The 11,269-nt window shown below is 32.0% G+C and carries 12 protein-coding genes and 1 pseudogene; 5 read left to right on the forward strand and 8 right to left on the reverse strand.

All coding sequences use genetic code 11. The annotated features are described in order from the left end of the window. Window positions 1–370: 370 nt before the first annotated feature. Window positions 371–538, reverse strand: coding sequence for a hypothetical protein (locus IPH52_18655; protein MBK7057030.1), 168 nt, complete (start codon window positions 536–538; stop codon window positions 371–373). A 751-nt stretch (window positions 539–1,289) separates the two neighbouring features. On the opposite strand from IPH52_18655, the gene IPH52_18660 reads away from it, so the two are divergent. The 4 genes from IPH52_18660 (at window position 1,290) to IPH52_18675 (ending at window position 3,281) form a co-directional block, all read left to right on the forward strand. Next, entirely contained in the window at window positions 1,290–1,793 is a 504-nt protein-coding gene (locus tag IPH52_18660; protein MBK7057031.1) for a hypothetical protein, read from the forward strand. Further along, window positions 1,774–2,175, forward strand: a complete 402-nt coding sequence (locus IPH52_18665; protein ID MBK7057032.1) for a hypothetical protein — start codon at window positions 1,774–1,776, stop codon at window positions 2,173–2,175. Before IPH52_18660 ends, IPH52_18665 begins: the two co-directional genes overlap by 20 nt. A gap of 572 nt (window positions 2,176–2,747) precedes the next feature. Further along, window positions 2,748–2,933, forward strand: a complete 186-nt coding sequence (locus tag IPH52_18670; protein ID MBK7057033.1) for a hypothetical protein — start codon at window positions 2,748–2,750, stop codon at window positions 2,931–2,933. 9 nt (window positions 2,934–2,942) lie between these two features. Continuing rightward, window positions 2,943–3,281: a DUF5063 domain-containing protein gene (locus IPH52_18675; GenBank protein MBK7057034.1), complete on the forward strand. Its 339-nt coding sequence runs from the start codon at window positions 2,943–2,945 to the stop codon at window positions 3,279–3,281. Window positions 3,282–3,461: 180 nt separating this feature from the next. Here IPH52_18675 and IPH52_18680 read toward each other — a convergent pair whose 3' ends face one another. The 5 genes from IPH52_18680 to IPH52_18700 all read right to left on the reverse strand — a co-directional run bounded on the left by IPH52_18680 (window position 3,462) and on the right by IPH52_18700 (window position 6,595). Then, window positions 3,462–3,782 carry a hypothetical protein gene (locus IPH52_18680; GenBank protein MBK7057035.1) on the reverse strand — a complete coding sequence of 107 codons (321 nt, stop codon included), beginning with the start codon at window positions 3,780–3,782 and terminating at the stop codon, window positions 3,462–3,464. Window positions 3,783–3,845: 63 nt separating this feature from the next. Continuing rightward, entirely contained in the window at window positions 3,846–5,105 is a 1,260-nt protein-coding gene (locus IPH52_18685; protein MBK7057036.1) for a hypothetical protein, read from the reverse strand. 77 nt (window positions 5,106–5,182) lie between these two features. Further along, window positions 5,183–5,857, reverse strand: coding sequence for a tyrosine-type recombinase/integrase (locus IPH52_18690; GenBank protein ID MBK7057037.1), 675 nt, complete (start codon window positions 5,855–5,857; stop codon window positions 5,183–5,185). 128 nt (window positions 5,858–5,985) lie between these two features. Next, window positions 5,986–6,192, reverse strand: a complete 207-nt coding sequence (locus tag IPH52_18695; protein ID MBK7057038.1) for a hypothetical protein — start codon at window positions 6,190–6,192, stop codon at window positions 5,986–5,988. Further along, window positions 6,185–6,595 carry a DUF2283 domain-containing protein gene (locus IPH52_18700; protein MBK7057039.1) on the reverse strand — a complete coding sequence of 137 codons (411 nt, stop codon included), beginning with the start codon at window positions 6,593–6,595 and terminating at the stop codon, window positions 6,185–6,187. The genes IPH52_18695 and IPH52_18700 overlap by 8 nt, the downstream gene beginning before the upstream one ends. Window positions 6,596–6,736: 141 nt before the next feature. On the opposite strand from IPH52_18700, the gene IPH52_18705 reads away from it, so the two are divergent. Continuing rightward, the gene (locus IPH52_18705) at window positions 6,737–7,090 is read left to right on the forward strand and encodes a hypothetical protein (GenBank protein ID MBK7057040.1); all 354 of its coding nucleotides are present in this window, start codon (window positions 6,737–6,739) and stop codon (window positions 7,088–7,090) included. Window positions 7,091–7,139: 49 nt separating this feature from the next. Here the strand turns inward: IPH52_18705 and IPH52_18710 are convergent, their stop codons facing one another. Next, window positions 7,140–7,862 carry a M48 family metallopeptidase gene (locus tag IPH52_18710; GenBank protein ID MBK7057041.1) on the reverse strand — a complete coding sequence of 241 codons (723 nt, stop codon included), beginning with the start codon at window positions 7,860–7,862 and terminating at the stop codon, window positions 7,140–7,142. Beyond that, a pseudogene (locus tag IPH52_18715) lies at window positions 7,846–10,985 on the reverse strand (type I restriction endonuclease subunit R). The gene IPH52_18710 and the pseudogene IPH52_18715 overlap by 17 nt, the downstream one beginning before the upstream one ends. Window positions 10,986–11,269: the final 284 nt, after the last annotated feature.

Genomic DNA, 11,269 nt, shown 5'->3' on the forward strand with positions numbered 1-11,269 from the left:
TATACCATAGTTTACGCTATTCCATTGGGATTGGAAGAACAAAGTGTGGCGCAATACTGAATATTGACTGAAGGGTCAATAATTCCACCCAGGTAATCTGAAAGGGAAATCGTATCTAAATGCATTGTCCGATCTTTAGCGTTGCACCTTGATTTTCCATTCCCGGTGTGAGTTCTACTATAGCAGCTCTATATTGTTTTGCTAAAATAATAAGATTGATTTTTATCATTTAACATTCCAAGGAGAATTGCTTTTTATAATTGTCGTTGTTGAATCTGTAACCCCGACGGAAACGGGAGAATTTTTTCAACCTAAATGATTATAATCGTCTAATGCCCATAAACCTAATGCAACTGTCTCGCTAGAAGTTTTACGGATTCAAGTAATGCTTGTAATTTGTATAAATAATTGCCTTTATTAACGTTCTATCAACCTTATATTCTTGCGAATAATTAGTTATATCCGCATCTAAAGACTTTAATCGTAAACGAATTCCTATATCTGTCTTTTGAAAGAGATTAAATAAAAGAAGTCCCACTAAAAAAAATGAAATAAATTGAACCCTTTTGAAAAATACAAATGATTCTTTCTTTTCAAGATAATCCTCTCTTTTGATTTTGAACTAAACTTCGTAAACCAAAGAAATAGGGAATAATATAAAATAGAAAGTCAGAAATTTTGCTGTAAATTGAGCTACTATTCTGACCTGATTCAGTGAATCGTGATAGTAAAAAGAATAATCTTTCCAGATAAAGACTAAGAACTCAAAACAAAAATAAACGCTAAGTTTCGATAAAAAAGTAAAGACATTAGTATATTTATTTTTTCTGTTAGGGATAATTCGAATTATCCAGTAAATACTAATTGCTATCCAGGCTAGAATATTATGAAAAATTGAATTCTCTAATACAGTATCACCACTAGAAAAATAACGAATCCCTGTATTTAAAAACAATACTAAGGTAGACAGCAGGGGCTAATAGGCAGTAAATGACTTCTATTAAGTTTCATAAAGCACTGGTTTTTGTTTCGTTTAAAAATTAGAATGTATAATAAATATAGCATTACAATTAAATTAAATATCTTAATATTGCAAAGGGGATAGACCAATACCCAATCCAATTAAAGAAATCCCGTAGCCAAACAAAAAATATAACTACTTGCAATGAATCATTAATAAAAATATAAAGTTTGACATTATCCCTACCTTTTCTGTGCTATATACCCATTTAATCTGGAAATGATAAGAATTGTCAAGATATTTCCAGATGAGATTTAACAGGATATTTATGAAAAAAAAATCATTCAGGCTAATTGTAATACTTATATTTTTTATATCATGCAACGAGGAAAAAATAACTCATCCAATTGAAGGAGAGTGGGTTGAAGTTCTTAATGCAAAGCCAAAGGTAAAATCAAAATATTCTTTTGTTTTTGACGACGAAAATGAATATTACCGCAAATTAAGTTTTTACTCTGACTCGACTATGGAGAGAGTAGGAGGATTTTATAAACAAATCGGCGGACATTATCCTGTCGTTTACTTAGGCAAAAAAACACCCTTCAAAATTATTGAAGATAAATTATTATATTTTGATTTGAGCGATAACAAATGGGTAACAGAGAGAATAGTAAAATTAGATTCAGAATTTTTGATTATTGAGTCAGAAAAATTTACTAAGACAAGGTATAAAAGGTTGGGAAAAAATAGGAATCCAAATCCTAAATTTCAAAAGATTATTTTCTCAAGATGGTTGTTATGGGCAATGCCCAATGATGGATATTATAATTAACTCGGATGGAAACATAACATTCTATGGAGAGGTAGGCACTCATATCAGAGGATTATATACTGCTAAAATTTCAAAATCCGAATATCTGGAAATTCTAAATAGTTTTAAATACGTTGATATAAAAACGGTTAATGACTATTATTCGGTCAATCATACAGATGACTTGACCTATGATACAACAGTCATTGTAAATAATAAAATATATAAATCAATTCATGATTACGGTATCATCGGACCTTCTGAGTTACTTTGGGCGCTTTTTGTAATTCGCGATCTCTATCAAAATTTAAATTTAAAAGAAAGAAGCTTAAGTGAATTTCCTGTTTATTTAAACTTAAAAGATTTTTCCTTTAAAAAAGGAAATACAAGATACCGAATTTAACAAGATCTGAAAGCTTTTATCTTTGGGACTGTCTACGAAAAGGGAAAATTTCAAATAAAAGCTTTGAATCATTATACCAATTAGAATTCTATAAACAAAGTTTCTGGAGAAATTAAATTGGAAATGTAGATGGATGGGTAACCGAAAAAGATTTAAAGAAAATTATAAAAATAGAAACGGATGGTAGATTTTATAAATTCTATTTTACTGATAAGGAACCGATAACAATGGACATCGGCTTTAATTTCTTACAGGATTTACCGCTTGATAAAAAATTTGAAAAGGATTGGAGATAGAATATTCTGTTCCGATGCGGGTTTCTAGTATTATCCTCCTTTAAATAATGAAAATTGAAAAATTTAAAAGAATAGAAAGAGTAGGGGAGCTAAGGAAAATGAAAGCGAGTATATTAATTTTATTTTTTATTTTTACAATTGGAATTTTGACGCAACAATTCGAAGGATTGCACATTTAAAGGTAAAAAACTTTCGGTCGGGTTCAAATTGTTGAATACGGCGCAGATTTTAAAATTAGTGCTGTTGAATATGGAGAAGGGCTTCCGTAATAAAATTATGACCGAACAAAAACTTTTAACAGATATACAGGAATTTTTAGCCAGGGATAAAACACAGAGTTTCTTGAATGCGGCTAGCCAATTCGTTGAGCTATTAGAAATAGAAATCATTGATAAAGAAGATTTTTTTAAAAGAGCGCACCTAGCATTAATTGATCTTTATGCGTCAGGTCATAAATTTTAAGAGATCGACTTGAAATTTGAAAAGAAAGATTTAGATTTCAATAAAAGTATTTCTTTTGAAAATAAGAATATAAACCAAATTTCAACATTAGGATATGATACCAAGTATCGGAAAGTATTTAACCCTATAAATAAAAATGTGCATGAATCAATCCAGGGCGACATTGCTCTCGATTTTGATGATATATATTGCGATTTAAAAACTGAATTGGAGAAGATGAAAATTGGAACGAGCGAAGCTGTTGAAGATGCGCTGTGGCAAATGAAGTTTAGCTTTTTAATGCACTGGGGAAATCATTGCATTGACGCAATACGGGCATTGCATTATTTGTTGCAAAAAATAAATTAGAAAAAATTACCTATATATGCACTGTTAGGAAGTTGAAAAATAATATCTGATTTCTAAATATCAACTTTAAATTCTTTTTTCAATGATAGTATAAGCCCATCTCTACATTTGCTTGATCAAGCATGAAGATTCTTATAGATAATTAATCTTCTCGCATTTTATAAATATGCTTTATATCCGTTAAAGTGCCGGATCAAAGTCTGTAGGAATGAATTCTCCTTTTTGTAGTTTGAACACCATTCCTTTTTCTCGTTCCTCTTTTCCAAATTGAAAGTGGAAACCATGCCCCGCATAAATAAGTCCTCTCTTGACGTCGATTATATCTATATCATATCCTTTAGGAAGTAAATCTGCGGATGATATATATTTTCCATCCTTCAGTATGTAGAGGTTTCTTTTATTCGATACTCTTTCATGGATTTCCGTTTCTATTTCATAATTTCCATCTTTATCTAAATCTAGAATTCTAATTGGAATGGAGGAAGTTAAACCTGAGAGCATCGGCAAATATTCTCCATTTTTATTTTCAAGAAAATCATATATTTAAAACGCCTATCAAATTCATCAGGTGGAGGATTCGCACCTAAATAGGCTTTTCCCTAGATAATATGAATTTCCATCTTTAGATTTATTTGAAATTTTTCGTAATTCAAATTTGCTATAATTCAAATACATGGAAAATCTTTCTCCTTCGTATTCCTTGCGCATAATATCAATTAATCGTTTATCTCCTTTAAATGATGTATGCTTGGCTGTATATTCTGGAAATTCTTGTATGTTATAAAAAACTCCATCCTTTTCTGAAATAAGTATATTCCTATTATTAGAGATGGATTTGCTATCTTTAATAATTACGGATTTATTTTTTTTAAGTTTTGACTCCAAGTCTAAAATATAATATCTAATTCCATTTATTATTTCTGAATTTGTAACGAAGTGAATTTTTTCTTTTGAAATTTTAACTTTAGCGGAATTTGAAATAGATTCTAATGGATTATCTCTATAAAGATTTAATCTATAGTTTTTTATTACAAAATAGCCTTTTTTAAAAATCCGCTTATCTTTTTGAGCATTGAGAGCCTCCTCTCTTTCAGAATATAAATGTATGTTTTTGTCGGAGGTATATCCTAGTTTGCCGTCAGATGTTTCTATTTCATGCCAAGTAATTTCATTTGGATTTGGGCTAAAATATTCAGTTGTTTCATAATCATCACGATAATCTTTCATTATTTGGGCGCTAAAATTGGATTTTAAAATTTTAAATGCAGGTATTGTTTCGATTACCTTACTTCCTTCCATTGGGAGTTCTAATATCTGTGTAGTTTCCTGAGACAAAGCAAAGTTTTTTTGATACTTCTCTGCATTCATATAGGAATGGGAAAATTTTAATGTTTGTTTTTCATAATTAAGATTCCAAGGTAGCCATCCTGTTTTATCATCCCATTTAATTTCTTTCCACCATATCTTATTTGGATCTATATAAAATTGGAGGTCTTTTTTGGCTGGTGTGGTAAATTGAAATTTTACGCCCCTTGGTATAAAATCTTTTTTTGATTTGAAATCTTCGCTAGAACTATTAACAGTAAGTCCATTAGGATCATTCACGATATAATAATTTTCCATTTCACTCTTCATTTCAAAGTCATCCCACTTTGCATCGCTGTCTAATTCTGCTTTCGTTTTAGGATAATTCATTTCATAGGGATTTGTAGATGCTTTTTGGTTTAAATTTTCATTCGCAGTTTGTGAGACATTTTTTTTACAGTTAAAATTTGATATTAGCAGGAAAAAGATAACGCAGAATTGTAATAAAATTAATTTCATTTTTACCTCGAAATACTGTGCATAGATTCTAATTACAAAATCACAAGGGTTTTCTTGCAAGAATAATTAATTAGAATCTATCCCTTTCCTTTCCACTTATCCTTCAAAATCTTACTCGGATTCACAAAGCGGTTAATATAAAACCTCTCCGTAGTCTGAATATTTTCATGACCGAGCGCAACTTGAGCAGTGCCAACTCCTTGCACATCAGTCAAAGCCTGACCAACAGTATGCCGGAAAGCGTGTGGATGACCGGATTTACCGCGTAATGTCCGTAATCCCCATATCTCTATAATCCCCTGGAGTGCTCGCGTAGTCATCGGATGCCGATCAGGATTCGCGTTAGTTGGTAACGTAACAAAGAAATAATCATGAGTAAACCCGCATAACCGATGATAGTCTTCAATTAGTTTGATGACTTGCTTTTCGATTGCGATATATTTTGTTTTGCCTCCTTTGGCTATATATTCCAGGACAAATTCTTTCTGCGGAGTTTTTACAAGATTTGAAAATTTGGCATTTACAACTGCATCAGCTCGAAGACCGGTAGCCAGGAGAAATTCCAGGAGAGCGCGATTACGGAGGTCCTTTTCGTTGTGTAGATTTCCATTTAGTTTTTTTCTGAGTTTTATAATAGCGTCTTCAGCGAATCCTTTTCCGATTGCTTCTGAAATACCACTAGCTTTATTTTTATCTTTTGTTTTAAGAGAAAGAGCAATGCTCTCGGTTGATTTTTTCTTTTGCCATTTCATGTAATAAATATCGGAAAGAAGACGCATTCACTTGCGTTTTATTGACTTATTTCGACTTCCGAGTTGGATACGGAATTCAGAAGTTGAAAGTATTTTCAGAAAAACATTCAATTTCCTTTAAACTGTAATTATTTACTCCCAATAAATTTCGAAAGTTTTTCATGGAACAAATAAGCTTCTCCTGTATCATCAATAATACGAATCCAAGAAGCCGGATCATTAGCCTTAGATGGCTCTACAATATAACAATCTCCGAGTGTAAGCGAAACTTTGTAATCATCATTACAAATGCATTTTGCCCATTGTGTTTTCATAATTGGATCATGGTTAATCATTGTTAGACTTATCTTTTGGTATTGCCATATCAAGGTTGATTACGTCATTATTTCTTAAAACATTATAGATTTCTATTCCTAACACTTCCTCAGATTCATCTAAATCGAGATTAACTCTCTTTGTAATTTTTTGCGTTCTAGAAATCTTACCTTCTTTGATTTTCAGATAAACTGCATTTGCCTCAGAATCTATTGTAAGTTTCATTTCCAGTTTTTTCTGAATGGCTTCTATTTTCTGTCTGTTTTCTATAATTTTATTTAATGTTCCTAATCCATCGTAATAGTATCCATATTCATCTACACTAATTGGAGAAAGACCAAATTTTTCCTTCATTAATTCTCTGTTTTTTTCTTCTACCTCAGCTCTTGTAAATATCTTCTTTCGTTTTTTCATTATCTTCAATAACTCTCTAAAATAATACTTTACTTACAAGTTAAATCAATTAATTATTTTTCTTCATAAAACTCTTATTGAAAACCAAGCAGCGTAAAAATAGATATAAAAAAAAGTAGATCAGTTGATAAAAGAAGTAAGGAGCAACAAATGGGATTTATGATTAATGATGGAGATAACAAAGATAAGCCTAAGAAGTCTATGACAGGAGCGGAATTCAAGAAGGCAGTAGAAAATAGTCCTTATTTAAGAAAAATAGCTGGCGAGCTACAGCAGGCAATGGAAGAAGAGTTTGAACAAATGGAACAGGAAGAAGAATACCATTCCGCAACCGCAAACATAAGACCAACACAAATTAAATCACCCAAAGATTTTAATATGCCAATTTATCTAGAAGAAGATTTACGAGAATATTTTTTTACATATACAAAAGAACACAAATTGGATTCGACAGAATATATCAATAAACTCCTGAGAAAAATAAAGGATAGGAATGAATTTTAGGAAATGCTGTCAATTTTATTGGATTACGCAAATTTTATAATTTAATCCACTACACAAACCTAACTTCAATATTCTTATTCAAATAATCACGCCGTTTTGACCAATCGGGATTAACCTTTGAAAGTAAATTGTAAAAGCGTGGACTATGGTTGTAAACCTTTAGATGACAAAGTTCATGTTGGATTACATAGTCGATACAAGATTTAGGAGCTGCTAGTAGTTCGGGATTCAGATGTATTAATCCGTTTTTGTTGCAGCTTCCCCAACGCTTTTTCATGGATTTAATTTTCCAATTAGGTATAGATGTAACTCCAATTTTAGAAGTATCCTTTATACATTTTTGAAATCTTTCGGCAAATATTATTTTGCCTCTCTCTTTATACCAATCTACAATTAGATTTTTACAATTCTCTTCTGATCTATTGATATAAGGTATTTTAAGAATGAGTCTTCCATTTTTTAATTGAACTTCTGTATTCTTTGAATCAACTATTTTTAAACGATATTGTTTGCCTAAGTATTTAAAAGTTTCTCCTGATTGGTATTTAGGAGTAGGTTGTTTTGGTTGGAATTTAGAAAATTCTAATTTGTTCTTAATAATCCAGGAAGCTCGTTTCTTTACTTTTTGAAGAATCAATTCTAGTTTTGCATCGTTTGGTGCAACTACTTCTACTTTTTGGTCTGGATACACATGAATAGCCAGTGTCTTTCTATTTTTTCTTATTAAAGAAAAATCTAAATTAGTTTTACCGTATTTAATTTTGTATTTCACGACTTTCCGCTATTCTAATATTTTCATCCAGGATTCGATCTATTACATCTAAATCCCATTTCAAATCATACCTTCCCTTGATAGAAAAAAGGTAGTCTTCTATTTCATTCTTCATTTGATTTTTTACATTCAAGTCTTGAACCCAGTCACGTTTTTTTAATCGAGTGATAATTTCATTTATCTTTAAAGCAATATCCGCACTAATCTCAGTAGCGGCTACTCCCTGTATTTCTTCCTCTGAAAATTCTTGTAAGATAAATCGGTAGTATGCCCTTGCCTCCGATTCTGATTTTAATCTATCTGGAATGTCCGATTCCCCTTGAGTCCTGGTATTTTTTAATGCTTCTTTCATTCTTTCTAAATAGGCTGCATCAGACATACGCTTTGCTCTGTGTTCAGCAATTGCCTCATTAATTACTTCGGACAGCTTTTTATAAAGAAGGGGATCTTCTTGCATTTTCTCGATACAAGTTTTCTTTAATCTAGATGCAATTGTATCAGCCTTTGCAGCGTCTCCTGAAATACCTTCTAGCTCTCTTTCAAATCCATCTATATTGAATAAATCTACTGGCTTGATGATTTGTTTTACCGTATCCGCTCCAATGTATTTATTAACAAGATTACGAATTTGAATTTCATAACTGGAATAATCCACTGTTTCGCCAAATCGCTGTTTAACGGTAATCCGTAGAGAGTGAAACATCTTAAAATCATCTTTGTATCTTTGAATTGTTTTAGGATCTGTTGTCTCTTGAAAGTTTGCATTGGCTAATGCCATACCTAAAACATTGGAAAAGATTTTAAGAGACTCATAAAACTTTTCTCTCATATCTTCGGATTCTAAATGAATCTGCATCGCCTCAGTATCTTTTTTATTTTCAACTTCTTTGAATACATCCCAAACATTGGTATGATACTCAGGAAGTTTTTTTATTTCCTCTGAAACATTCGTAACGGAACCAATTATATCTTCTTTATCAAATCCTTCTTTCTCTAATGCTTTGTATAATTCGATTGCGTCATTTAGCTGACCAAAGATTCCTCGATAGTCAATGATGAATCCATTTTCTTTTCCATCGTAAAGTCGATTCACCCTTGCAATGGCTTGTAAAATGTTATGCTCCTGGAGACGTTTATCAATGTAAAGAACGGTATTTCTAGGGGCATCGAAACCAGTAAGCAGTTTATCGATGACAATTAGAATTTCTGGCTCTTCTGAAAATTTAAACGAATCAATAATACTCTTCTGGTATTTTTCTGGATTGCCATATCTATCCATCATCGTCTTCCAAAATCTTTGAACTTCTGGAATTTCTTCTTCACTTACTTCGGAATGCTCTTCTCTTGTATCCGGTGGAGACATTATAATTTCGCTAGAGACCTTTCCAATTTCATCCATGTATTTTTTATATTTAATAGCATCTTGTCTTGAGGATACTGCCAATTGTCCCTTGAGACCAGTTCCCTGATACATTCCTGAATGATGAAAGACAACATCGAATGCAATTTCATGTATCCGCTCATCTGCCTTTGCCAATTCTTCTTCTCGTCTAAATTTTCTTTTTAAATCTAGTTTTTGATCGTCGGTTAAATCCTTTGTTATCCGCTCAAACCATTTATCAATCTGAGTCTTATCACCTTGCAGCTCACTCATTCTACCTTCATAGATAAGAGGAGTCACGGCTCCATCTTCAATCGCCTGGTTCATCGTATAGGTATGAATGAATCCACCAAATTTTTAGCTGTGCTTTTTTTCTTTTTTGAGAAGAGGGGTTCCAGTAAACCCGATATAACATGCGTTAGAAACACACGTTTCATACTTGCATGAGAAATTCCATACTGCGTTCTATGACTTTCATCTACTAAGACAAAAATATTTCTACTTTCACTTTTTAATTTATTCTTTCGTAAACCGGATTCAAATTTATCAATGATCGTGGTAATGATATTCGCCTTGTTATCCTCAATATGACGAAATAGATTTTCTCCGCTAGTCGCTTGCACAACTTCCTTTCCACAATTCTTAAATGTTTTGTAAATCTGATCGTCCAAGTCTACACGGTCAGTAACTAAAATTACTTTCGGATCTTGAATGGATGGTTCGAGACTAATTGCTTTTGCAAGTAAAACCATTGTAATGGATTTACCAGAACCAGTTGTATGCCAAATGACTCCGCCGGACCTCGGCGAATCTCCTTTTACATCGGTAACTTTCTTAATCGTTTCTTTGACTGCAAAGTATTGTTGGTATCTTGGAACTTTCTTTTCCTTATTATCAAATACAATAAATCTCTGGACTAATTCGAGTAGCCGCAGAGGACGAAGTAGACTATAAATAGATTTGTCCTGTATAGAAGGAATTCTTTTTCCTGAATTCCAAAGTTCCTTCATTTTTTCTTTTTGCCAATTCTCACGAGAACTAAATAGATTTTCTATTTCTTGAGGTTTTAATTTTTGATTGATCAGTTTTTCCAAATCAGAAATTTCTTTTTTAGAATAATCTTCTTTCCAGATAGCCCAGAATTTATCTTTCGTATCCGTAGTCGCATACATCGCTTCATTTTGCGAAAGAGAAAGTAGAAATTGAGAATATACAAATAAATGGGGAATCTCGTCTACTCCTTGGTTGCGGATATGTTGGCTTATCCCCTGTTTAATAGAATCTTTTACATCTGGTCTTTTGCATTCGATTACTACGAGAGGAATTCCATTTACAAATAAAACAATATCCGGTCTTCTAGTTTGGTGGCTATGCCTTCTTTCGATTACAAATTCATCGCATACATGAAATACATTATTCTCTATGTTTTCCCAATCAATGTATTTCAAAGAAAAACTTCTTGTATAACCCTCGATAGTTTGTTCAAAACTTTTTCCAAGAGTAATTAAATCATAAACCTTTTCGTTCGTAGTCATAAGACTATCAAAAGGAATATCTCGTATTTCTTGGATCGCCTTATCAATATTAGCTTCTGAAAAAGAATGATCTTTTCCTTTAAAATTAAACGTATTAAACTTCTTTAATTGTTCTCGTAAAACCAAATCCAAAACTGCTTGGCTTGTTTTTTCTCTACGAAGTCGCAATGCCTCAGTGGGGTTAAGATAGTTATACCCCAAATTCATAAGCAAATGCAAAGCAGGGATTAAGGAAGAAAAATCTTCTCTGTATTCAGATATCTGTTATCAATCTCAGTTGGAATTTTATGAATATTCTCTGACATTATTTTCCAGTTTTCTTCATAGTTCAAATTCGATCCCTCGGATTTATTTAGAAGAAAATATAAGCAAACCATCCATATTTAATATTTTCTAGTAAAATTGGAAACCGGGATAAATGTTCGTCGTTTTTTATACCTTGCCTTGTCTTAGGATGAACTACTGGCACTCTCATCTTATTATAAACATTT

Source organism: Leptospiraceae bacterium (genome assembly GCA_016708435.1).
GTDB lineage: Bacteria > Spirochaetota > Leptospiria > Leptospirales > Leptospiraceae > UBA2033.

Bases quoted from the DNA above. Each gene is read 5' to 3' on its own strand.
- IPH52_18695 (MBK7057038.1), bottom strand. From the start codon at position 6,192: ATGATTAACCATGATCCAATTATGAAAACACAATGGGCAAAATGCATT.
- IPH52_18705 (MBK7057040.1), top strand. From the start codon at position 6,737: ATGGGATTTATGATTAATGATGGAGATAACAAAGATAAGCCTAAGAAG.
- IPH52_18665 (MBK7057032.1), top strand. From the start codon at position 1,774: ATGATGGATATTATAATTAACTCGGATGGAAACATAACATTCTATGGA.
- IPH52_18685 (MBK7057036.1), bottom strand. From the start codon at position 5,105: ATGAAATTAATTTTATTACAATTCTGCGTTATCTTTTTCCTGCTAATA.
- IPH52_18660 (MBK7057031.1), top strand. From the start codon at position 1,290: ATGAAAAAAAAATCATTCAGGCTAATTGTAATACTTATATTTTTTATA.
- IPH52_18680 (MBK7057035.1), bottom strand. From the start codon at position 3,782: ATGCTCTCAGGTTTAACTTCCTCCATTCCAATTAGAATTCTAGATTTA.
- IPH52_18690 (MBK7057037.1), bottom strand. From the start codon at position 5,857: ATGAAATGGCAAAAGAAAAAATCAACCGAGAGCATTGCTCTTTCTCTT.
- IPH52_18670 (MBK7057033.1), top strand. From the start codon at position 2,748: ATGACCGAACAAAAACTTTTAACAGATATACAGGAATTTTTAGCCAGG.